Annotated in this window: 1 protein-coding gene; it reads left to right on the top strand. The window is 65.6% G+C overall.

Going from position 1 to position 983, the window contains the following annotated elements:
• Window positions 1-49 precede the first annotated feature (49 nt).
• Window positions 50-983, top strand: a 934-nt coding sequence (locus QQK43_RS23145) for an IS481 family transposase (RefSeq protein ID WP_284309635.1), incomplete at its 3' end; no start/stop codon positions are given.

Genomic DNA, 983 nt, shown 5'->3' with positions numbered 1-983 from the left:
GGGAGACTGGAGTTACGACGCTTCAGAACTCTCAGAGGAATCCCCCCGGATGAACAGCCACAAGAATGCCAGAACCACCTTCGAAGGACGCAAGTTGCTGATCGAGCGCATTGCTGTGATGGGGCTGATGCCGGCGGCCGAGGCCGCCGGCATCAGCGTGCGCACGGCGCGCAAGTGGCGTGCTCGCTTCGAGCAAGAGGGCCTGGCGGGTTTGCCGGACCGCAGCTCGCGACCCTTGAAGACCCGCAGTACCGTTGATGCCGAGTTGGCTGCGCGCATCGAGCAGCTCCGCCGCGCGCGCATGCCCATGCGACGCATCGCCGCCGTGGAGGGCCGCAGCGTGGCCACCATCAGCCGCGTGCTGGCGGGCATGGGCCTGTCCAGCCTGAGGGCGCTGGAACCACAGGTGCCCGCTGTTCGCTATGAACGCGACGCCCCTGGCGAGCTGCTGCACATGGACACCAAGAAGCTGGGCCGTATCGAGCACCCGAGTCACCGCGTCACAGGCGATCGGCGCGACGCCTCGCGTGGCGCCGGCTGGGAGTTCGCCCATGTGGCCATTGACGATCACTCGCGCTGCGGCTTCGTGCAGATGCACAACGACGAGCGCAAAGAATCGGCCGTGCAAGCGCTCAAGGCTGCGGTGGCGCACTACCGTGCCCTGGGTGTCACGGTCAAGCGACTGCTGACCGACAACGGCAGCGCCTACCGCTCCAGGCTGTTTGCCAAAACCTGCCAGGCCTTGGGCATCAAGCACACCTTCACCAGGCCCTACCGGCCGCAGACCAACGGCAAGGCCGAGCGATTCATCCAGACCTGCCTGCGCGAATGGGCCTATGGCCGCATCTGGAACAACAGCGCCGAACGCACCGCTTGGCTGCCATCCTTCCTGGCCTACTACAACGCCCGCAGGCCTCACTCGGCACTGGGCTACAAGCCTCCAGCATCCCGGCTCTCCGGGAACAACCTATTGCAACTCAACA

Source organism: Hydrogenophaga electricum (assembly GCF_030160815.1).
GTDB lineage: Bacteria > Pseudomonadota > Gammaproteobacteria > Burkholderiales > Burkholderiaceae_C > Hydrogenophaga > Hydrogenophaga electricum.
This window is presented reverse-complemented; position numbering and strand designations above follow the sequence as displayed.